A 19,197-nucleotide genomic window follows, 5' to 3' on the forward strand; every position below is an offset into this window, starting at 1 on the left:
GCCACTCCACTCCGACTTTTTCTTATCTATAAAATTTTAAAGCAAATCACTCATAAATAAAAGTGGGAGGATTATAAAATAAAAAACCTCAGCTAGAACGAATTCATCCAGCTAAGGTTTATTTCTTCATAACAAAAGACTTATACGTGCTTTTCTAACACACTTGCTAATGCTTCTTTTGGTTGGAAGCCGACTACTTTATCAACGACTTCGCCATTTTTCATAACTAACAATGTTGGAATGCTCATTACACCGAAGTTAGCAGCTGTTTGTGGGTTGTCATCTACGTCAAGCTTAGTGATTTTTACTTTATCACCCATGTCTGCGTCAAGTTCTTCAAGAACTGGAGCGATCATTTTACAAGGTCCACACCAAGGTGCCCAGAAATCTACTAGTACAAGCCCTGAACTTGTTTCAGAAGCAAAGTTTTGATCTGTTAAATGTGAAATTGCCATTTTTTATTAACCTCCTAATAAATACTTGAAATATACCGAAAGTATAACATTGATTGGAAAATCACGCTAATAAATTGCTCTCAGCGTTATTTTCCCCTTGTTTTTCCTAAGTATTCTTAAAATGATAAAGCGAGCGGAACATTCCGCTCGCCTCTTCTTTTCTTATTATGAGTGAACTTTAAGCTTTTTAAACTCTTCCGTTAATAATGGAACTACTTCAAACAAGTCGCCAACAATTCCGTAATCAGCTACTTTGAAGATATTTGCTTCTGGGTCTTTGTTGATCGCTACGATTACTTTTGAGTTAGACATTCCGGCTAAGTGCTGTATGGCTCCGGAAATACCGCAAGCAATGTATAGATCTGGAGTGACAACTTTACCAGTTTGGCCAATTTGTAAGGAGTAATCACAGTAGTCGGCATCACACGCACCACGTGAAGCACCTACCGCTCCGCCTAATAAATCAGCCAATTCTTTAAGCGGTTTAAATCCGTCAGCACTTTTCACACCGCGGCCGCCGGAAATAACCACTTTTGCTTCGCTAAGATCCACACCCTCCGATGCTTTTCTTACCACTTCTTTAATGATGGCACGAAGGTCCTTGATGTCAACTGATAAGGAGGAAACCTCTCCGGTTCTGCTTTCATCTTTTTCTAATGGTGCAATGTTATTTGGGCGTACCGTTGCAAAAATTAAACCAGCGGTAACGATTTTCTTTTCAAATGCTTTTCCGGAATAAATCGGTCTTGTAAACACGATATTTCCACCAGCTGCTTCAACAGCTGTTGCATCCGAAATTAGACCAGATGAAAGTTTACCGGCAATGCGTGGTGCCAGATCTTTACCTAGTGCTGTATGACCTAAAACGAGTCCTTCTGGTTTTTCTTGATCAATAACAGCTAATAATGCTTGTGCATAACCATCTGATGTATATTGATTTAATTTCTCATTTTCAACAACGACAACACGATCTGCTCCGTTTTGGATGAGTTCAGCACCTAAAGCGCTTACAGAATCTCCAACTAATACTCCAACAACTTCTCCGCCCTCTGCAACTTTTTTTGCTGCAGCAATTGCTTCGAAAGAAACGTTACGTAATGATCCGTCACGAACTTCTCCTAATACCAATACTTTTCTTGACATGTAAGTTTACCTCCTGAAAAACAATTTTTATGTGAGTACGATTAAATTACTTTTGCTTCAGTATGAAGTAAGTGAACAAGTTCTTTAACCTGATCATTCAAATCTCCGGCTAAAACCTTACCTGCATCTTTTTTAGGCGGCAAATAAATTTCGATTGTTTTTGTTTTCGCTTCAACTTCATCTTCTTCAATGTCAAGATCGCCTAATTCTAATTCTTCAAGCGGCTTCTTTTTCGCTTTCATAATTCCAGGTAAAGAAGGGTAACGTGGCTCATTAAGGCCTTGTTGTGCTGTAACTAAAAGCGGCAGGCTTGTTTCGATGATTTCTGCATCCCCTTCAACGTCGCGGGTAACGGTTACATTTGTTCCGTTGATTTCTAATTTGGTAATTGTTGTTACATAAGGGATGTTCAGCAACTCGGCAACACGGGGGCCAACTTGTCCTGATCCACCATCAATTGCAACATTTCCACCTAAAATTAAATCTGCATCTTTATCCTTTAAGTATTCTGCTAGAATTTTTGCTGTGGTAAATTGATCGCCATTTTCGACATCGTCTTCTGTATTGATGAGGACAGCTTTATCAGCGCCCATAGCAAGTGCGGTACGAAGCTGTTTTTCCGTTTCTTCATTGCCAACAGAAATAACAGTTATTTCGCCGCCATTGGCATCACGAACTTGAATCGCTTCTTCAATCGCATATTCGTCATATGGATTGATGATAAATTCTGCACCATCCTCATTGATCTTTCCACCGGAAATTGAAATTTTTTCTTCTGTATCAAAGGTCCTTTTCATTAATACATAAATGTTCATGGTTTCCCTCCTAGTAAAATTTCGAGCATTCGCTCAGTTTGAAAGATTGAGAAAATTTTTTGCAAAAAAATTTTTATAATAACTTCTTTAAGCAGGTCTCCTGCTTAAAGAAGTTATTCACCTTTAAAGTCTGGTTCTCTTTTTTCAAGGAAGGCTTGAATTCCTTCTTTGGCATCATTTGAAACAAAAACTTCACCAAATAATTCTGCCTCTTTTTTGGTACCTTCATAAAACTCTTCTGTTTTTGCATAGTTTAATAATTGAATCGAAGCACTAATTGAGACAGGACTTTTCTTAGCAATTTTTTCAGCTAATTTAAATGCCTGATCTAATACTTCATTTTCCGGAAAGGCATGATTGGCAAGCCCGTATTGAACCGCCTCTAGACCTGTGATTGGCTCAGATGTAAACAGCATTTCGGCTGCCCTTGCAACACCTACATATTTTGGCAGGCGCTGTGTGCCAGCAAACCCTGGGACTAATCCTAGCTGCAGCTCTGGAAGGCCAAGTTTAGCTGTTTCGCTTACATAGCGGATGTGACAGGCCATTGCCAGTTCAAGTCCGCCGCCAAGGGCTGCCCCATGAATCGCCGCAATAATCGGTTTCGAAAACTTTTCCATGCGGTCAAATAAATCTTGTCCAAACTTACCAAGATTAGCAAACCCTTTTGAAGAAGTAACCGTGGTAAATTCTTTAATATCTGCACCTGCCGAGAAAAAGCGTCCTTCTCCATGAATAACTATTACTCTAATTTCACGGTTTGGCTCAATTTCGTCCAATACAGCCGACAATTCCCTTAAAAGACCTGATGAAAGGGCATTTGCGGGAGGACGCTGAATCGTTATCGTGGCAATGCTGTCTTGATACGACCATCTTAAATATTCCAAAAAAAACTCCCCCTATTCTGCTGCTCTTCCAAACCCGCAGCCATTAATTAAAAGATGATGGACTGGGGATGCCAGTGCAAGCAAATTATACTTTTCTTCGTTCATCACCCAAGATGTCGCGGTTTCATCAATGGTACCGAAAACCATTTGCCGGGCAAGGCGCACATCGAGGTCAGGTGAAAACTCTCCCGTTTCTTTGCCTTCTAAAATAATTTTATCAATCACCTGTAAGTAACCTTTTAGAATATTATTAATTCGGAGCCGTAAATCCTTGTTGGATTGACGTAATTCTAGCTGGGTTACAATCGCAAGGTGATGATCTTTATATAGCATGCTGAAATGGGCTTCAATCATCATTAATAACTTCTCCGTCGCCGTCCCTTTTCCTGCAATCATTTGATCTATTTTTTCGATGAAATTTCCCATTTTTTCTTCAAAAAGTGAAATTAGGATATCTTCTTTGTTTTTAAAATAAAGATAAATAGTGCCATCCGCCACTCCTGCCTGTTTCGCAATTTTAGAAACTTGGGCTTGATGGTACCCATTTTCAGCGATGGCAATGACCGCGGCATCAATAATTTGCATGTATTTTGGCTTACTTTTTTTCAAGTCTATCCCCCCTTTGAAGAAAATTGGAAAAACAGAAACGCTTTGTACAGAGGGGTATGACCCCGAGCCCCTAGGCCCTATAGCTATACAATTCTCGATGTTATATAAGCAAAAAGAAAAATATGAATGAATCATCATTCATATTTTAATAATAAATAATAGATTTATTTCTGTCAAGAATTTCTGACCTACCTTTATCATCCTATTATAAATGTTATTGCTAGACAAGCCTATATGTTCAAAAAAAAAATGACAATTCCTATAGTTAGGCGTGTTTTTGGCTTTCTTCCTCTATTCTTCGTTTTTCCTCTTCAATAAGCATTCTACGTAAAATTTTTCCAACTGCTGTTTTCGGCAATTCTTCTCTGAATTCATATAGCCTTGGGGCCTTATAAGCAGCAAGATATTTTCTTGCATATTGGTTCATTTCATCTGTCGAGACAGTTGAACCTTCTTTTAAAACAATGTACGCCTTGACGGTTTCGCCGCGATATGGGTCAGGAATCCCTGCTGCCACTGCCTCAAGCACATCTGGATGTTCATATAAAACTTCTTCTATCTCTCTTGGATAAATGTTGTATCCGCCTGCAATGATCATATCCTTTTTGCGGTCAACAACATAAAAATATCCTTTCTCATCCATATAGCCAAGGTCTCCTGTATAAAGCCATCCGTCATGCAAGACTTCCTTTGTTTCCTCTGGTCGATTCCAGTATCCTTTCATAATTTGCGGCCCTTTAATTACAATTTCACCAATTTCACCTACAGGCATTGGTTCCCCTGTTTCAATGGACAGGATTTTTACATCCGTATCTGGATAGGGAACACCGATACTGCCCTTTACCCTTTCTATGTCCCACAAGAAGTTGGCATGTGTTACCGGCGATGCTTCAGATAAACCATAACCTTCGACAAGCTTTCCTCCGGTCACTTCCTCAAACTTCTGCTGTACTTCAACTGGAAGCGGTGCCGAGCCGCTTAAACATGAATCAATCGAAGAAAGATCGTATTTTTTCAAATCATGGTGATTCAATAATCCAATATAGATTGTTGGTGCACCAGGAAAAAGGGTCGGACGCTGTTTATGAATCGTTTTTAACGTTGTCAGTGCATCAAATTTCGGCAATAAAATCATTTTACAGGCCATTTTAATCGCAAAGATCATGCAGACTGTCATCCCATAGACATGGAAAAAAGGGACAATTCCAAGAATTGATTCTTCACCTGGTTTGGCTTTGTATAGCCACGCCTCACCCATGGTTGTGTTGGAAACTAAATTTTTATGTGTCAACATTACTCCTTTTGGTGAACCCGTTGTTCCGCCTGTATATTGAAGCAGTGCGATGTCTTCTTCGGAATTGAAGTCGTACTTAGTTAATTCTTTTGGACTCCCCTTTAAAATTTCTGTCAGTAAATGGGACGTTCCGACGTGTTTTACCTTAACAACAATACCATATTGTTTTTTCTGAATGAAAGGATAGACGAGATTTTTTGGAAATGGCAAGTAGTCTTTGATAGCGGTTACAATAATGTGCTGTAAATTAGTCTGAGGCATAACTTTCGAAACTCTTGGGTAGAGGATGTCTAGGGTGACAATGGCTTTAGCTCCGGAGTCCTTCATTTGATACTCAAGTTCCCGTTCCGTATATAATGGATTGGTCTGTACGACAATTCCACCCGCCATTAATATACCAAAAAAACTAATAACCGCCTGTGGAGTATTTGGAAGCATGATGGCGATTCGATCATCTTTTTCAATTCCAAGATTCACTTGTAAGTAACTAGCAAAACTTAATGCATCTTCATAAAGCTGTTTGTAGGTCATTTCTTTGCCCATAAAATGAATAGCTATTTTTTTCGGAAACGTTTTTGCAGCATGTACTAAGTATTCTTGTACAGGTTCTGAGGAGTATTCTAGTGTGGCAGGAATTTCTTTTGGATAAAGATTCAACCATGGTTTAGACTCCAACATAAGTAACCTCCCTCTTTTGTAAAATAATTATAAAAATTCTAAATTCTCTTCTATTATAGTACAGTATTTCACAATAGACAATTGAAGTTATGGTAAAAAACTACCATAAGTTTCAACTCCTAAACCCTCATAGAAATAAATTGATTATGAGCAGTTCACTAACATAATAATAGCAGTGTAAGCAAAGCTTAGCTTTTCAAATCTAAAATGATAAATGTGATTTTTTTACACTAACAAGATTAAATGATTCTTTATCAAAAAAAATCACCGCTGATTAAATCTCAGCGATGATTTTATCTTATACAAAAAACACCATATAGATAATACCAATGAGCAAAAATAAGCCGCATAATCCAATTAGCACCTTAGCTAACGTCTCCACTGTTCCTCTCCCCTTACTAAATACCTGCACCAATCACATATGATAATCCAACTGAAATAATCAGTGAAATCAACCCAACTGCACGATTATCATTTTGAATTTCTTCGTCAATCTTAAATTTGGGTGTTAAAAATTCAAAGATAAAATAGCCGGCTAGTAACAGCACAAAACCGTAGATCCCCCAGCCAACCATTTCAAGTAAGGAATTGTGCTCCTCAACTGAAGCTCGAAAAATATTGGCTACGCCAAAAATTTTTCCCCCGGTTGCCATTGCCACTGCTAAATTTCCTTTTTTTATTTCTTCCCAATTTTTATATTTGGTTACCATTTCAAAAATGGCTAGAAAGACAACAATACATAGTATCACAACACTATAATAGGCCGCAATTTGAATATATTCGTTCTCCCAAAACTGGTTCATTTTCGTTTCTCCCTGAGATTATTTAAATTCTACGATGGTTACGCCTGAACCACCCTCTCCGGCTTCTCCAAAGCGAATTTTCTTAACTGCACGATGGTTTCGTAAATATTCCTGAACCCCTTGCCTTAACGCACCAGTCCCTTTCCCGTGGATAATCGATACACGAGGATAACTGGATAGAAGGACATCATCAATATACTTTTCCACTTTCAACAGGGCATCTTCATATCTTTCCCCGCGAAGATCTAGTTCCAGTTTAACATATGAATCCCGCCCTTTAACAATGGCCATTGGCTTTGTTTCCACTTGTTTAGGCGTACTCATATATTCCATATCTTTCTCTTTTACCTTCATTTTCAAAATGCCGATCTGAACCTGCCACTCATTCGCTGAAACTCTTTCGACCAGCGATCCTTTTTGGTCAAAGGTTAAAACCTTTACTTCATCACCAGGCATGTACGTGTGCTTTTTATTTTTTTTATTGGTTAGCTTTTCTGATTTCTTAATTTCCGGCGCAGCCTCTTCGAGTCGTCTTTTGGCATCAATTAATTCATGCTCCTTAATTTCCGCATGTTTTTCAGTTCTCATCTTGCGGAGATCACGGATAACCTGCTCAGCTTCTTGCTTTGCCTCATCCACGATGTCTGCTGCTTTTTCTGCTGCCTTTTCAAGCATTGTGTCTTTTTTCTCGTAAAAATCAATCATTTGTTTTTGCAAGTCCTGATGAAGCTTCTCTGCCTGCTTTAAATAATCCCTAGCTTCCTGCTGCTCCATTTCCGCCTGCCGCTTACTTTCTTCTAAGGAAGCAATCATCTTATCAATTTGGTTCGTGTCTTCACTTACATGTGAGCGGGCTGCTTGGATGACCCGTTCATTTAACCCTAAACGTTTCGAGATTTCAAAAGCATTACTCCGTCCGGGTACTCCAAGCAGCAGCTTATAAGTCGGGCTTAAGGTCTCGACATCAAACTCTACACTGGCATTTAAGACACCCTCACGATTATAACCGTACGCTTTTAATTCTGGATAGTGGGTTGTGGCAATAACTCTTGCCCCACGCTTGTGAACCTCATCTAATATCGAAATCGCCAGGGCTGCACCTTCCTGGGGATCTGTTCCCGCTCCAAGCTCGTCAAATAACACAAGGCTATTAAAATCAACACTATTTAAGATGTCAACGATATTGACCATATGTGAGGAAAATGTACTTAAGCTTTGCTCAATCGACTGTTCATCGCCAATATCGGCATATACTGTATCAAAGACGGCAAGCTCGGAACCGTCCAAAGCAGGAACCTGCAATCCAGCCTGCGCCATTAAGGAACACAATCCAAGTGTTTTTAATGTGACTGTTTTACCGCCCGTATTCGGACCGGTAATAACAATGGTTGTATACTCTTTCCCGAGCATGATGTCATTAGCGACCACTTCATCGATGGGAATTAACGGATGCCTTGCTTTATATAAGGTAATTCGCCCTTCAGTATTCATCTCTGGCTTGGATCCCTTTATTTTTTTCCCATATCTTGCTTTTGCAAAAATAAAATCTAAATTAGCTAAGACTTCCACGATTACATTGAGCTCACTCTCATGCTCAGCCGCTTTCGCAGAAAGCTCGGTCAGGATCCGTTCAATTTCAAGCTGTTCCTTAACCCTAATATCTTGTAATTGATTGTTTAATTGAACAATGACCTGCGGCTCAATAAATAGAGTTTGTCCGGATGAGCTTTGGTCATGAATGATCCCGCCATAGTGGCCGCGGTATTCTTGCTTAACTGGAATAACAAATCGGTCATTTCGAATCGTGATAATCGCATCGGACAGCATTTTTGCCGCGTTCGAGGAACGAATCATGCTTTCTAATTTTTCTCGGACACGTGACTCATTTGACCTGAGCTGATGTCTTAAGGAGCGAAGCAGGTCACTCGCGCTATCTAACACCTCACCGCTTTCATCAATGGCATGTTTAATTTCCTGTTCCAAGTTTGTAAGCGGAATAATTCGCTCTACCTGTTCTGATAATAGTGGCAGTTCCGTTCTTTCCGCGGCAATATCCTCAATAAATCGCTTTATCTGGCGGCTGGCATGAATCGTACTGGCGATTTGGTTTAATTCGTGCGGACTGAGGACACCGCCGATAACTGAGCGCTTAATATGGGCACGAATATCATGAATCCCTGATAACGGGACATTTCCTTTAATGCGATAAACCGTTGCTGCTTCATCGGTTTCTGTTTGAAGTCTGACTACTTCATTAAAATCAGTGGATGGCACTAGGTGCTTTATTTTTTCTCTTCCAAGTGAGGAAGCAGCATGCTCTAGAAGCAGCTCTCTCACCTTTGTGAATTCTAATACCTTTAAGGCTCTTTCTTGCATGGAGTTAAGCCTCCTTTTTATCGATTATGCAGAAATTCAAGTAAGTCATATTTATCGAGTGCATTTAGCACTGTTGATTTTTTTATCCAGCCCTTTTTAGCAGCAGAAACACCGATTTCCATATGCTTTAATGTATCTATTTTGTGGGCATCTGTATTGATAAGAATTTTTACACCGGCCTCCTGTGCTTTCCGTAAATATTCCGCTGCAAGGTCAAGCCGGTTTGGGTTCGCATTTAATTCTAAGGCTGTATGGGTCTCTTTAGCGAGCTGAATTAATAAATCGATGTCAACATCATAGCCTTCACGGCGGCCAATTTTTCTGCCGGTAGGATGGGCAATTAAATCCACATGAGCATTTTCAAGGGCCGTCCTCAGCCGATCCATGATTTTTTCCTTGGGCTGGGAAAAAGCAGAATGAATCGAAGCGATCACAAAATCCATTTCTGCAAGCAGCTCATCATCATAGTCCAATGTACCGTCAGGAAGGATATCCATTTCCACCCCTGATAAGATGAGAAAGTCATCGTATTTCTCATTTAATTTTTTAATTTCTTCTTTTTGTTTCAACAGCCTTTCACGAGTGAGACCACCCGCTACCTTGAGGTATTGTGAATGGTCGGTGATTGCCATGTATTGATATCCACGTGCACGGCAGGCTTCTGCCATTTCCTCTATCGAGTGGGCGCCATCACTCCAGGTCGTGTGCATATGAAGATCGCCTTTAATATCGGCAAGCTCGATTAACGATTCATTAGCAGTGAAAGATTCTACTTCCTTCCCGTCCTCCCTAATCTCCGGCGGAATAAACGGAAGATCAAAATGCTTGAAAAATTCTTCTTCCGAAGAAAAGGTAAGGATTTCACCTGTTTCCACGTTTTCTACACCATATTCACTTATTTTTTCTCCACGTTCTTTCGCCAGTTGCCGCATCCGGACATTATGATCTTTTGAACCAGTAAAATGGTGTAGGGTTGTGATAAATTCCTCCGGTTTAACGAGACGAAAATCAGCGGAAATATCATAATCAAGTGCAAATACTATGGAAACCTTTGTATCTCCGGCACCAATTACTTCCTTTATGCTTGGTAATTTTAAGAGATGCTCACGAACGAATTCTGGTTGGGTTGTTGAAATAATAAAATCGAGATCCTTAATTGTCTCTCGCATTCTTCTTAAACTTCCCGCTCTCGAAAAACGGTCAATCTCCGGTAATTTTGCAAGTCTTGCTTCAATCTGCTCAGCAATTGGAAGCATGTAGGCAAGAGCAAGCCTATCAGGTCTTGTCCCAACATTGGCTATAGAGCCTAAGATTTTTTCCTCTGTTTTTTTACCAAAACCGGCAAGAGCTTGTACTTTCCCTGCTTCACAGGCTTCTTTTAAACTTGAAACATCTACAATGCCTAACTCCTTGTATAGCTTGGCGATTTTCTTACCTCCAAGTCCTGGGAGCTGTAGCAAAGGAATCAAACCAGACGGTACTTCTTCTTTTAGCTCTTTTAATACTGAGGAAGTACCCTCTTTTATGTATTCATCAATTACGGAGGCAGTACCTTTGCCAATTCCCGCGATCGCAGTAAAGTCTTCAATCTCTGTTATGGAGCGCTCATCCGTTTCGAGTGCGGCTGCTGCCTTGCGAAATGCCGAAACCTTGAATGGGTTCTCCCCTTTTAATTCCATATAAATCGCAATCATTTCTAATAAACGAATAATTTCTTTTTTATTTACTTCCATTTCATCCACCTGCCTTAGTTTAGCATCTTCATTTTATCCTATTAATGAAGGAAAAGAAATAAAAGCGGAAGCGACTTGTCCAGGTGCTGGAGCAAATAAAGAAAAACTTCTCTGCTACAGAGAAGTTTAAGCAGCTGAATATTCAATCCACAAGCCTTTGATTTGCTGTGAAAGGATAGGGGTGTGATTCACAATTGCTTTTGCTAAAATTGAGTGATCCAATTGATTTTGAATAAGTTCTATTGGTATTAAGGCACCAATGTATAATAAAATAAAAATAATTAAATAGACTTCACAAAAACCTAGAATGCCGCCAGCAAATACATTGATCTGCTTTAGGACTGGCAAATGGGCGATAAAGTCAAGCATTGATCCAATGATTTGTAATAACACTTTTACGGCAAAAAAGATAATGACAAAGGAAATGGCACGGTAGAAAGCCGTTTCCATATTGCTAGAATCCGTTAATATCTTTAAGGTAGTGCCTTCACCAAGGTTTGGATAAGGAACCCATAGTGTCAGCTTTGGTGCCAGTTCTTCGTAGTATAAAGTGGCAACAACATATGCAATAATAAAACCTGTTAAATGAACAAGCTGCAGGATAAAACCCCTTCTAAGGCCGACAAAGAATCCTATAATTAAAAAAATGATAATTGCTAGATCTAACATGATTTTTAGTCCTTTTCTTTTTCTAGTTCATTTTGCAGCCGCTCTAATTGATCTTTTATTTTAATATAATCATTGACTGCATTTAACGCTGTTAATACAGCAAGTTTACTCACGTCTAGATTTGGATTCTTAGAATGTATTTCACACATTTTGTCGTCAACCAACGATGCCACAAGCCGAATATGGCTTGGGCTTTCAGTACCCATTATGACGTATTGCTGTCCATATATATCAACGGTTGTTCGGTGTTTTTGTTTATTTGACAACGTTTAATCCTCCATTCAAGAATCCTATTCTATATCATAACACGAACTTATAGAAGTCGAAAAGTCAAACAAATCAAAAAGGCTGAAGTGCGTTGACCAGGGGCGACAGGCAGCTATCAAAGATTGAGTGATATTATTTAAAGAAATGTGGTGTTTTTACAGTGGGAAATGTTGTACTAAATTTGGAAATGTCTAAGATTAACGAAATGAAAAACTATTACGGAAGACAGCTTTTAGATAAAAACATACCTGGAAGTGTGTTTGCAGCGAAAACTCCAGCCTGTATGATCACAGCTTATAAATCAGGAAAAGTCTTATTTCAGGGGAATGATTGTGAAAAAGAGGCCAATAAGTGGAGTGAAAGTACCAGCACCCCCGGTAAAAAGCCGGCTGTTGCCAAAGTAAAATCAGTGGCTAAAGGACACCTTCCTTTTGGCATCGGTGAGATGTCCGCCATCGGATCAGATGAAGTAGGCACTGGTGATTTTTTCGGGCCGATAACCGTCGTTGCTGCCTATGTAAAAAAAGAAGATATTCCGTTATTAAAGGAACTAGGCGTGCGCGATTCGAAAGACTTAAATGATGAAAAAATCATTGCAATTGCCAAAGTCATCAAAGGTGTCGTTCCGTTTAGCCTGATGACACTGAAAAATGAAAAATATAATCAGGTACAGCGGTCGGGGATGTCCCAAGGGAAGATGAAGGCCATCCTTCATAATCAAGCAATATTAAATGTGCTGGAGAAAATTGCACCTGCAAAACCAGAAGCCATCCTAATTGACCAATTTGTCCAGCCAAGCACCTATTTTCAGCACTTAAAAGGACAGAAAGTTGTTGTAAATAAAGACGTTTATTTTAGTACTAAAGCAGAGGGCATTCATCTGGCGGTTGCCGCTGCTAGTATTCTCGCCCGCTATGCCTTTATTCAGTATATAGATAAGCTTAGCGAAGCAGCAGGATTTAGGATTCCGAAAGGTGCCGGGGCACAAGTTGATGTTGCTGCAGCCAAATTGATTTTAAATAAAGGCCGCGACATTTTGCCAACCTTTGTTAAGCTTCACTTTGCCAATACCGATAAAGCGATAGCACTTGTAAATAAAAAACAGAGCTGAAGAATAAATATGTAAATAAATTGTGTTTGGAGGGATTTTAGTGACGAATAGACTTAGTTTAACAGAGATTCATCAATCTCTTGCGGATTTATCCGGCTGGAAACTAGACGGTAAATTTATTGTGAAAAAGTATCGCTTTCAGGAGTTTTTAAAAGGGGTGGCGTTTGTAAATGAAATCGCCCAGCTCTCTGAGGAAAAAAATCATCATCCGTTTATAGCAATTGACTACAAATTAGTGACACTTAGGCTTACCTCTTGGAATGCTGGAGGCTTAACCGATCTAGATGTTGCTTTGGCGAAAAACTATGATGCTATTTATGATAAATGTAATTGAAGATGGCATTGAAAGAGGTTGCCCTATATTTTAAGTGTGGCAACCTCTTTTGTTGTGTTTTAAGAGAAAATTTCGCGAAAAATCTTTTAAAATATTTTTTGTACTTAATAAAGGCAATATTTACACAAAAAAGGGGATTCGTCGCCTGTCAAAATGTCATTATCTAGTTTTATCAGCGTTTTTTTGCATTTTTTAGCAATTTATCAGCGAATTTTACATTTTATCAGCGAATCTGTGCTATTTATCAGCGAATCAGAAATATCACCTAATTTTCAGCAAAAAAAGCCAGCCCGAAAACGACCTTTCGAGCTAGCCTCTATTGATTAACCTCTTAAAACTGCGTTAGCCTTATCCTTCAGGGCTTCAAGCACGCGCCCATGAACCTTCGTAACCTCTTCATCAGTCAATGTACGCTCAGGATCAACATATTTAAGTGAGAAAGCAATCGATTTCTTACCTGCTTCCATCTTGTCTCCCTCATATAAATCAAACTCTAAAGCTTCCTTCAGAAGCGGCGCACCTGCCGTTAAAATTATTTCCTTTAAGGTGCCTGACACCGTTTCTCTGTTTACCACGAGGGCAATGTCTCTTGTGATAGATGGGAAGCGTGGGATGGCTTCGTATTGTAATACAGGTATGTCTGCTTCTAGTACAGCTTTTAATGATAGTTCAAATACATAGGTATCTTTTAAATCAAGTTCTTTTTGGGCACTTGGGTGTACTTGACCGACGAAGCCGATTTTTTCACCATTCAAGCTAATTTCTGCAGTACGACCAGGATGCATGCCGTCTACTTGTGCCTGAACATATTCTACCTGTTCCACCAGACCGAGCTTGGCAAACATTCCTTCTAAAATCCCTTTAACAACGAAGAAGTCGACTGGTTTCTTTTCTCCCTGCCATGAATGGCTGTGCCACAAGCCGGTTACCGCTCCAGCTAAATGCTCTTTTTCTTCCGGAAGAGTGTCCACTCCATTAGCTAAGAATACGGCACCAGTTTCATACACAGCTAAGCTATCATTTTGACGAGCACTATTGTATTTTATAACCTCCAATAGTTGTGGCAAAATGCTTAAACGGAGGATGCTGCGCTCTTCACTCATTGGCATTGCAAGACGAATAGTGTTACGTTTTTCTAGGGCAAATTGTGAAGCCTTTTCCTCACTTGTTAAAGAGTAAGTTACAGCTTGATATAATCCTGCACCTTCGAGGTACTGACGGACTACACGGCGTTTCTTTTGATAGTCTGACAATTTCCCCGGTGTACTTGACCCAATTGGTAATGTTTTAGGAATGTTGTCATAACCATAAAGGCGGGCAACTTCTTCCACTAAATCTTCTTCGATTCTGATATCACCGCGGCGCGTTGGAGCCGTTACTGTAATCAAATCTTCCTCGATACTTACAGCAAATTGTAAGCGCTCGAAGATCTCTTTTACATCCTGAATTACTAAATCTGTTCCAAGGACCCGATTGATTTTTTCAAGAGTAATCGAAACAACGGCTGGTTCAATCGTTAATGTATCAACTTCGGCAGCTCCTTCTAAAACTTCACCACCAGCAAACTTTGCCATCAAGTATGCAGCACGTTCACCTGCAACACGAACACGATTAGGGTCAACCCCTTTTTCAAACCGCGCACTTGCCTCACTTCTTAAGGCGTGATCTTTTGATGCTTTTCTGACAGTTCCACCGTTAAAATAAGCGGATTCCAATAGAACGGTCGTTGTATCTGAAGTAACTTCAGAATTGGCGCCTCCCATAACACCAGCAAGAGCAACTGGCTCTGCACCATTAGTAATGACAAGATGATCAGATGAAAGTGTCCGGTCAACATCATCAAGCGTTACAAATTTTTCGCCATCGTTTGCACGGCGGACAAGAATTTCTTTTGATCCCAAACGGTCATAATCAAACGCATGAAGCGGCTGACCGTATTCTAATAAAATATAGTTAGTAATATCGACAACATTATTATGAGGACGGATTCCCGCGGACATTAATCGCGTCTGCATCCAAAGAGGTGAGGGACCAATTTTTACATTTTTGATCATTTTTGCCACATATAATGGGTTATCCTCTTTCGCGTCTACTACAATCTTTATATAATCAGAAGCTTTTTCAGCAACAGGATCCAAGCTTGTTTCAGGAAGCTTAACTTCTCTTCCTAAAATCGCTGCCACCTCATAAGCTACCCCTAGCATACTTAAGCAATCAGCCCGGTTTGGCGTTAAACTAAGCTCCAGAACCTCATCGTCTCGATTTAACATGGCAAGTGCATCGACACCAACCTCAGCATCTGCTGGAAAAACAAAGATGCCCTCGGAATATTCTTTTGGAACAACCTTTCCTTCCATTCCAAGCTCAGTAAGGGAGCAAATCATTCCGTTCGATTCTTCCCCGCGAAGCTTTGCCCGTTTAATTTTAAAATTGCCAGGTAAAACGGCACCAACTTTTGCTACAGCAACCTTTTGTCCTTGTGCCACATTTGGCGCACCGCAAATAATTTGCACTGGCTGCTCTTCGCCAACATCAACAAGACATTTACTTAATTTATCGGCATTTGGATGCTGCTCACGTTCTAGCACATGACCGACAACAACACCTTTAATGCCTTCGTTTAATACTTCTACTCCTTCAACTTCGATCCCGCTTTTAGTGATTTTTTCAGCTAATTCTGCTGCTGTTACTCCAGATAAATCGATGTAATCTTGGAGCCATTTATATGAAACGAACATCTCGTCATCCTCCTTATTATCTAGCTTCAGCGTCTAGGAGCTTTCTGGTCTAAGCCATTCCGGCAAGAAGATTAAATAGTAACCTTCACACTGGCTCGTCTTATCACTGGATACAAAAAGCTAACGCATTCTGTACGCATTAGGGGGGACTAATCTCTGGCTTTTTTCTGCTTGCCAGTCGGTAATTCTCCCTATAACTCCTTTGTTTGAGGCGCTTCTGCTTAAAGTCCTATTCATGTTTTGAAAATTGCTTTAAGAAACGAACATCATTTGTATAAAAATGTCTTATGTCATCGACACCGTATTTTAACATCGCGATCCGCTCTGGTCCCATACCGAAGGCGAATCCAGTGTATTTTTTAGAATCATATCCAGCCATCTCAAGGACGTTTGGATGAACCATGCCAGCGCCAAGAATTTCAATCCAGCCTGTTTGCTTACAAACGCTGCACCCATGGCCGCCGCAAATTTTACAAGAAATATCCATTTCAACAGATGGTTCTGTGAATGGGAAGAAGCTTGGTCTTAAGCGGATTTCACGGTCTTCGCCGAACATTTTTTTAGCAAAAACCTCTAATGTTCCTTTGAGGTCACTCATCCGGATATTCTCGCCGACCACAAGTCCCTCGATTTGCATGAATTGATGAGAATGAGTCGCGTCGTCATTATCGCGGCGGTACACTTTACCTGGGCAAATAATTTTAATTGGACCCTTACCTTGATGTTTTTCCATTGTCCTCGCTTGGACAGGAGATGTGTGAGTTCTCATTAAAATTTCTTCGGTAATATAGAACGAGTCCTGCATATCACGGGCAGGATGTCCCTTCGGTAAATTAAGAGCTTCGAAGTTATAATAATCCTGTTCAACTTCCGGACCTTCAGCGACCTGATAGCCCATACCAATAAATAAATCTTCTATTTCTTCAATGATTCTTGTCAGCGGATGATGGTTTCCTAACTTAACTGGTCGTCCAGGGAGGGTAACATCAATGCTTTCCGAAGCTAACTTTTCAAGGACAGCCGCCTCTTCTAACCCCTTTTGTTTCGCTTCGATTTTTACCGCAATCGCTTCACGTACTTCATTTGCGAGTGCTCCCATGACTGGGCGTTCTTCAGCAGAAAGCTTACCCATCCCGCGCAGTACCTCAGTGATTGGACCTTTTTTACCTAAATACGCAACACGGATGTCATTCAATTCTTTTAAGCTTGCAGACTGTTCAATTTTTTGAATAGCCTCTTCCTGCAATTCCTTTAATCGTTCTTGCACGTCTATTCCTCCTTATTTTTGATCGGTATTGGGCCGGACAGTGGAAAATCATATGATTCCGCGGATTTTATGATTAATTCCGCCAAACTTAGGATTAATTCCGCCAAGTCTGAAGATAATTCCGCCAAACTTGGGGATTATACCGCCAAGTTCAGAGATAATCCCGCCAATCCGTGGTGACAGCACCATTAGTAATACAATGACAGTAGGAAGGGTGTCAGGCACCAGGTGTAATGAACCGAAAAAAACAAAAAAACCCCATCCCTGGAAAGGGACGAGGTTTGTTATTCGCGGTACCACCCTTGTAAACACGATATGTTAGAAATATTGTGTTCGCTTCATTCGGATAACGGCATCTGCCGGTGCATCTTTACATTTCTTTTTCAAAAAATGGTCCCGATGCCAACTCAGGAGGTGAACTTCTCAAGTCCCAATCCATAAAAGTGCTTTCAGTCGCGGCACTTTCTCCCTAAATGGTCATTAGACAAGGTACTTTTCTCCGTCATCGTTTTTGTTATTATCAATATTGTTCATTATTATATAATAATTTTCCTCAAAAGGTCAAACTTGTTTGCATCTATTTTTTTAAATAATAGAGCAAAATCCCGGTCGCAACTGCTACATTTAGCGACTCACTTTTACCGTAAATCGGAATATAAAGGTTAGCAGTCGTGCTTGAAAGAATATCTTTACCTACGCCGTTTCCCTCGTTCCCAACAATCAATGCAAAAGAATCTCCACTTGAAATATCAGTGTATGCAGATGCCCCTTCTAGTGCTGTTCCGTATACAGGGATATTTTTTTCTAGAAGTTTGTTTATCCATTCATGCAGGTCACCTCTGATGATTGGAAGGTGAAAATGACTTCCCTGCGCCGATCTTAACACCTTTGAGTTAAAAAGATCCACACTGCCGCGGCCAACGACGACGGCATCAATCCCAGCTGCATCTGCTGTACGGATCATCGTACCAAGATTACCGGGATCCTGAACTGCATCAATAAGCAGGAAGGTTTTTGCATTTCGAACTTCCGGTTTTGCTTGGCGGCAGACCGCATAAATTCCTTGTGGCGCCTCTGTCTCTGATAAAGAATTCGAAATCTCCTCCGTAACAAGGATGACCGGTGTTCCAGCGAAATCCCAGCGCGGCGGCAAGCCTACTTTTTCCGAAACAATTACTTCTAAAATTTGCTCACCTTGTTTTAACGCCTCTTCCACTAAATGAAAGCCTTCAATTAAAAATGTGCCAGACTTATCCCGCTCTTTTTTGGTTAAAAGTTTTTTCCATTGTTTTACCTTAGGATTATTAACAGATTCAATATGTTTCAAAACTGGTTCTCCTTTAGAAATCTCATGTGATTTTATCCCATATTAATGAACAGTAAGCTCCCACTTCAAGACTTGAGGGTTAATAGTTTAAGCGGGGGACAACTACCCTTAGAAGCTAGATTGGTGAAATACAGTAAAAAGAAAAAACTCCTACTGATTGAAGTTTCACTTTATGATAACAATAATACATAATAAAACCAAAAATAGAAAACATATTAAAGAAATACAGGAATAAAAGGAGTGTGCAGGTATGAATTTAAACCTAAGAAACGCCATTATTCACAATGTTTCTGGTAATACGCAAGCAGAGTTAGAAGATACAATCGTGGATGCGATTCATAATGGGGAAGAAAAGATGCTTCCTGGACTTGGAGTTTTGTTTGAAATCATTTGGAAAAATTCATCTGAGGAAGAGAAGAAAGAAATGCTTACAGTCCTTGAAAACGGGCTAAAATAAAAATCTTTCGGGCCGGAGCTGTTAATCGGATAGATTGACAGCTTTTTTCTGTATAAATTGAGTTTTCAAGCAAAAACAGATGCATTTTCCACTGAAAAATCAGGAAGACCATGGAAATGTGCACCGTATCAGTGAAAAAACATTGTCTATCAGTAAATTTTCAAGTTCTAAGCAAAATCGAGCAGTTTATCGGTGAATTTTCAAGTTTTATCAGTGAATTCGGCAGTTTATCGG

At 40.0% G+C, this 19,197-nt stretch carries 18 protein-coding genes and 1 other annotated feature; of the genes, 3 read left to right on the forward strand and 15 right to left on the reverse strand.

The genetic code is table 11. The features are described 5' to 3' along the window. Window positions 1-140: 140 nt before the first annotated feature. The 11 genes from trxA to zapA form a co-directional block, all read right to left on the reverse strand. The gene (trxA, locus tag V7150_RS12280; RefSeq protein ID WP_283919731.1) at window positions 141-455 is read right to left on the reverse strand and encodes a thioredoxin; all 315 of its coding nucleotides are present in this window, start codon (window positions 453-455) and stop codon (window positions 141-143) included. A 165-nt stretch (window positions 456-620) separates the two neighbouring features. Further along, window positions 621-1,598 carry an electron transfer flavoprotein subunit alpha/FixB family protein gene (locus V7150_RS12285; protein ID WP_335518260.1) on the reverse strand — a complete coding sequence of 326 codons (978 nt, stop codon included), beginning with the start codon at window positions 1,596-1,598 and terminating at the stop codon, window positions 621-623. A 41-nt stretch (window positions 1,599-1,639) separates the two neighbouring features. After that, window positions 1,640-2,413: an electron transfer flavoprotein subunit beta/FixA family protein gene (locus V7150_RS12290; RefSeq protein ID WP_335518262.1), complete on the reverse strand. Its 774-nt coding sequence runs from the start codon at window positions 2,411-2,413 to the stop codon at window positions 1,640-1,642. Between the two features lie 113 nt (window positions 2,414-2,526). Then, the gene (locus V7150_RS12295; protein WP_335518265.1) at window positions 2,527-3,300 is read right to left on the reverse strand and encodes an enoyl-CoA hydratase; all 774 of its coding nucleotides are present in this window, start codon (window positions 3,298-3,300) and stop codon (window positions 2,527-2,529) included. A 12-nt stretch (window positions 3,301-3,312) separates the two neighbouring features. Beyond that, entirely contained in the window at window positions 3,313-3,909 is a 597-nt protein-coding gene (locus tag V7150_RS12300; protein ID WP_335518268.1) for a TetR/AcrR family transcriptional regulator, read from the reverse strand. A gap of 265 nt (window positions 3,910-4,174) precedes the next feature. Further along, complete coding sequence (locus V7150_RS12305; RefSeq protein WP_335518271.1) at window positions 4,175-5,881, reverse strand: AMP-binding protein; 1,707 nt, start codon at window positions 5,879-5,881, stop codon at window positions 4,175-4,177. A 398-nt stretch (window positions 5,882-6,279) separates the two neighbouring features. Further along, complete coding sequence (locus V7150_RS12310) at window positions 6,280-6,684, reverse strand: DUF350 domain-containing protein (RefSeq protein ID WP_335518274.1); 405 nt, start codon at window positions 6,682-6,684, stop codon at window positions 6,280-6,282. Between the two features lie 18 nt (window positions 6,685-6,702). After that, the gene (locus tag V7150_RS12315) at window positions 6,703-9,060 is read right to left on the reverse strand and encodes an endonuclease MutS2 (RefSeq protein ID WP_335518277.1); all 2,358 of its coding nucleotides are present in this window, start codon (window positions 9,058-9,060) and stop codon (window positions 6,703-6,705) included. A 17-nt stretch (window positions 9,061-9,077) separates the two neighbouring features. Beyond that, the gene (polX, locus tag V7150_RS12320) at window positions 9,078-10,793 is read right to left on the reverse strand and encodes a DNA polymerase/3'-5' exonuclease PolX (RefSeq protein WP_335518280.1); all 1,716 of its coding nucleotides are present in this window, start codon (window positions 10,791-10,793) and stop codon (window positions 9,078-9,080) included. Between the two features lie 126 nt (window positions 10,794-10,919). Continuing rightward, a complete protein-coding gene (locus V7150_RS12325) occupies window positions 10,920-11,462 on the reverse strand; it encodes a CvpA family protein (RefSeq protein ID WP_335518283.1) in 543 nt (180 codons plus the stop codon). Between the two features lie 5 nt (window positions 11,463-11,467). Continuing rightward, entirely contained in the window at window positions 11,468-11,728 is a 261-nt protein-coding gene (zapA, locus tag V7150_RS12330) for a cell division protein ZapA (RefSeq protein WP_335518286.1), read from the reverse strand. 161 nt (window positions 11,729-11,889) lie between these two features. Here zapA and rnhC point away from each other — a divergent pair, with 161 nt between their 5' ends. Continuing rightward, the gene (rnhC, locus tag V7150_RS12335; RefSeq protein WP_335518289.1) at window positions 11,890-12,840 is read left to right on the forward strand and encodes a ribonuclease HIII; all 951 of its coding nucleotides are present in this window, start codon (window positions 11,890-11,892) and stop codon (window positions 12,838-12,840) included. Between the two features lie 40 nt (window positions 12,841-12,880). Beyond that, window positions 12,881-13,174, forward strand: a complete 294-nt coding sequence (locus V7150_RS12340) for a 4a-hydroxytetrahydrobiopterin dehydratase (protein WP_335518292.1) — start codon at window positions 12,881-12,883, stop codon at window positions 13,172-13,174. Window positions 13,175-13,497: 323 nt separating this feature from the next. Here the strand turns inward: V7150_RS12340 and pheT are convergent, their stop codons facing one another. The 4 genes from pheT to V7150_RS12360 all read right to left on the reverse strand — a co-directional run bounded on the left by pheT (window position 13,498) and on the right by V7150_RS12360 (window position 18,506). Beyond that, window positions 13,498-15,912, reverse strand: coding sequence for a phenylalanine--tRNA ligase subunit beta (gene pheT, locus V7150_RS12345; protein ID WP_335518295.1), 2,415 nt, complete (start codon window positions 15,910-15,912; stop codon window positions 13,498-13,500). A gap of 229 nt (window positions 15,913-16,141) precedes the next feature. Beyond that, on the reverse strand, window positions 16,142-17,179 hold the full coding sequence (pheS, locus tag V7150_RS12350; RefSeq protein WP_335518298.1) for a phenylalanine--tRNA ligase subunit alpha: 1,038 nt from the start codon (window positions 17,177-17,179) through the stop codon (window positions 16,142-16,144). A gap of 48 nt (window positions 17,180-17,227) precedes the next feature. Beyond that, on the reverse strand, window positions 17,228-17,404 hold the full coding sequence (locus V7150_RS12355) for a hypothetical protein (RefSeq protein ID WP_335518302.1): 177 nt from the start codon (window positions 17,402-17,404) through the stop codon (window positions 17,228-17,230). A gap of 42 nt (window positions 17,405-17,446) precedes the next feature. Next, window positions 17,447-17,694, reverse strand: a binding site (T-box leader). Window positions 17,695-17,756: 62 nt separating this feature from the next. Then, entirely contained in the window at window positions 17,757-18,506 is a 750-nt protein-coding gene (locus V7150_RS12360; protein ID WP_335518305.1) for a TrmH family RNA methyltransferase, read from the reverse strand. Window positions 18,507-18,756: 250 nt separating this feature from the next. On the opposite strand from V7150_RS12360, the gene sspI reads away from it, so the two are divergent. After that, complete coding sequence (sspI, locus tag V7150_RS12365; RefSeq protein WP_335518308.1) at window positions 18,757-18,963, forward strand: small acid-soluble spore protein SspI; 207 nt, start codon at window positions 18,757-18,759, stop codon at window positions 18,961-18,963. Window positions 18,964-19,197 lie beyond the last annotated feature (234 nt).

The sequence above is a fragment of the Neobacillus drentensis genome (assembly GCF_036965245.1).
GTDB classification, from domain to species: Bacteria; Bacillota; Bacilli; order Bacillales; family Cytobacillaceae; genus Neobacillus; species Neobacillus drentensis_G.

Bases quoted from the DNA above. Each gene is read 5' to 3' on its own strand.
- trxA (WP_283919731.1), bottom strand. From the start codon at position 455: ATGGCAATTTCACATTTAACAGATCAAAACTTTGCTTCTGAAACAAGT.
- V7150_RS12285 (WP_335518260.1), bottom strand. From the start codon at position 1,598: ATGTCAAGAAAAGTATTGGTATTAGGAGAAGTTCGTGACGGATCATTA.
- V7150_RS12290 (WP_335518262.1), bottom strand. From the start codon at position 2,413: ATGAACATTTATGTATTAATGAAAAGGACCTTTGATACAGAAGAAAAA.
- V7150_RS12305 (WP_335518271.1), bottom strand. From the start codon at position 5,881: ATGTTGGAGTCTAAACCATGGTTGAATCTTTATCCAAAAGAAATTCCT.
- V7150_RS12310 (WP_335518274.1), bottom strand. From the start codon at position 6,684: ATGAACCAGTTTTGGGAGAACGAATATATTCAAATTGCGGCCTATTAT.
- V7150_RS12315 (WP_335518277.1), bottom strand. From the start codon at position 9,060: ATGCAAGAAAGAGCCTTAAAGGTATTAGAATTCACAAAGGTGAGAGAG.
- polX (WP_335518280.1), bottom strand. From the start codon at position 10,793: ATGGAAGTAAATAAAAAAGAAATTATTCGTTTATTAGAAATGATTGCG.
- V7150_RS12325 (WP_335518283.1), bottom strand. From the start codon at position 11,462: ATGTTAGATCTAGCAATTATCATTTTTTTAATTATAGGATTCTTTGTC.
- pheT (WP_335518295.1), bottom strand. From the start codon at position 15,912: ATGTTCGTTTCATATAAATGGCTCCAAGATTACATCGATTTATCTGGA.
- sspI (WP_335518308.1), top strand. From the start codon at position 18,757: ATGAATTTAAACCTAAGAAACGCCATTATTCACAATGTTTCTGGTAAT.